Here is a 1,885-nt window from a genome sequence, read left to right on the forward strand (position 1 = left end):
GGCGCCGGCCGCAGCGCCGAAGGCGGCGCGGCTGAACGGCCAGGCGGCGCGCCCGATAGGACGGGCACGCTGCCGGAGGATCCGGGCACGCCGGGGGCCGGGGATAAGGAAGGACATGCCTCCAACTTACCGTCGTTGGGGGCCGCGGCTGGTCCACCGGNGGCGGCCCGGCGCCACCGGCCCGCGCCCCTTATCCCGAGATCAGCTCCAGCACCCGGCCCCGGTGCAGGGCAAGGTACACGCGGTCCCGCACGAGGTTGGCCTCGCCGTCCGTGAGGGTCCGGTCCAGCGGCTGCAACACCAGCCGCAGCAGCACATTCACCTGGTTCGGAGTGAGGCGGAGCCGTTCGAGGGCGGCGGGCGGCAGACCCGACGCCGGGGTCACCGCCCTGATTTCCAGTGCGGCCAGCATCTCGGCGTCCGTCCCGAGGGCCGTCCGCGCACGGTCACCGAGCAACTCGACGTCGGCCTCCGCCGCGGAGTCCAGCACGAGGGACAGGTCGCGCCTGACCTCGGGCATGACCGACACCGGACGGTAGGGATTCAAGTCCAGCAGCTGGGCCCGGACTTCGGGATTCTCCGAGCGCAGGAGCCGGATGTCCCGGATGCCCTTGCGCAGCATCAGGGCGCGGTCCAGCCCCAGGCCCAGGGCGAGGCCGGCCCAGCGCCGCGGATCGAGCCCGGAGCCGCGGAGGACCTGCGCGGCGACCAGGCCGCATTCGGCCAGTTCCAGCCATTCCCGGCTGCCGTCCGGCTGGGTGACGAGCACGTCCAGCTGCCTGCCCGTATCCGTGTAGTGGTGGGTTGCCGGGGTCGCGCGCCACTGCACATCCGGGGAGACGGAGGCCGGTAGGACCGCTTCCACGACGGCCGCCATCATCTGGTCCAGCTCGGCGGAACCCAGCAGCCCGCGCGCTTTGAGCCTCCAGAGATCCACCTGATGCGGGGCGCCCACGTGGGTGCGGTCGATCGCGTCCCTCCGGTACACCAGGCCGGGCACCGCGTGCAGCCGGTCGTAGTAGCCCATTTCCTGCCGCAGCGAGTCGAGCAGGGCCGGGACCCCCGCCGACGTGTGGCTCCGCAACATCACCGTGGGGCTGACATGGCGGGAGTACCGGGAATCGCGGGTGACGTCGTCGGGGGAGTAGCCCAGACGGTCGTAGTTGTCGGCGGTTGCGACCAGGGGGCTGAGACGGTGCGTCTCAACCGGGATGCCCCAGCGCCGTTCCAGCGCCGTCATGATTTCCGCCAGCAGCAGGGACATGGCGTGAGGGCCCTGCGCGGGATCGGACAAGTCGCGGAGCGACAGGGCGACCTGCAGCGCGGAGGGGGTCAAGTAGTTCTTCATGAGGGGTCCTTGGGTTTTGAGTGCGGGAGGGGAGCTTCACCCTCAGCCGCTGCACCGGACGGACCCCGGCGGCTGCAGTTATGCGCGCGACAAGAAGCCCGTGCGGCCGGAAAGCGGCCGAGGGCTGATAAATCGCTGCTGCGTGTGCATACCGCCATGCTACGCCAGGCCTCCGGCGTCCCCGCCGGCCGGCACACGCAGTCCGTCATACGCAGGCCTTGACGTTGACGTAACGTCAACCCCTAGCATCGGGATACCGGTCCGGGATCGGCCGGTGCCGGAGCGGAAGGAGGCAGCCACATGGAATGGTCCGTGCAACAGATCGCCAGGACCGCCGGGACCACGAGCCGGACGCTGCGGCACTACGACGACATCGGACTGCTCAAACCCAGCCGGACCGGTGACAACGGCTACCGGTTCTACGACCAGGCATCCCTCGTGCGGCTGCAGCGGATCCTGCTCCTGCGGGACCTTGGGCTCGGCCTCCCGGCCATCGCCGAGGTCCTCCGCCGCGAGCCCGACGCCGAACAGGCGCTC

At 70.8% G+C, this 1,885-nt stretch carries 3 protein-coding genes (1 of these 3 only partly in view); 1 reads left to right on the top strand and 2 read right to left on the bottom strand.

Going from position 1 to position 1,885, the window contains the following annotated elements; genetic code table 11:
* Both K789_RS23325 and K789_RS0116080 read right to left on the bottom strand, forming a co-directional pair.
* A protein-coding gene (locus tag K789_RS23325; RefSeq protein ID WP_024367647.1) for a hypothetical protein crosses the window boundary here: on the bottom strand, positions 1–117 show its 5' end (the start). 396 nt of this gene lie to the left of the window's left edge; 117 of the gene's 513 nt are visible here — the first part of the coding sequence; it begins with the start codon at positions 115–117; the stop codon falls past the left edge of the window.
* A gap of 73 nt (positions 118–190) precedes the next feature.
* Complete coding sequence (locus K789_RS0116080; protein ID WP_024367648.1) at positions 191–1,348, bottom strand: hypothetical protein; 1,158 nt, start codon at positions 1,346–1,348, stop codon at positions 191–193.
* Positions 1,349–1,648: 300 nt separating this feature from the next.
* Between K789_RS0116080 and K789_RS0116085 the strand changes: the two genes are divergently transcribed.
* A partial coding sequence (locus K789_RS0116085) for a MerR family transcriptional regulator (RefSeq protein ID WP_024367649.1) occupies positions 1,649–1,885 on the top strand: 237 nt, incomplete at its 3' end.

It is taken from the genome of Arthrobacter sp. TB 26, from assembly GCF_000427315.1.
GTDB lineage: Bacteria > Actinomycetota > Actinomycetes > Actinomycetales > Micrococcaceae > Arthrobacter.